At 65.2% G+C, this 250-nt stretch carries 1 protein-coding gene; it reads right to left on the minus strand.

The features are described from left to right. Positions 1–250 (minus strand): hypothetical protein (locus CVH10_RS22830; RefSeq protein ID WP_219925034.1); only part of this gene is annotated, 250 nt, incomplete at both ends.

The raw sequence follows: 250 nt of genomic DNA on the forward strand, positions 1-250 counted from the left end.
GAGCAGCAGAGCGACGACGGCGCCGGCGATGATGACGCCTAGTCGCGCCAGCACGCCACGGGGCGGCGCCGGCAGGATCCAGGCGGTCGTCTTGGCGAAAACCGCGTCGCCCGTCTGTCCGGCCGACTTGGGATCATTGAGCGGATCAAGCACGGCGGTGGGAATGAGTATCGACGCCTCTGAGTAGCCAATACTCAGTCGACGCGCCGCCAGTTTACGGTCTGAAACACCCAGCTTGGCATAGGCGCGA

Source organism: Halomonas sp. ND22Bw, from assembly GCF_003011945.1.
Taxonomy (GTDB): Bacteria; Pseudomonadota; Gammaproteobacteria; order Pseudomonadales; family Halomonadaceae; genus Halomonas; species Halomonas halophila.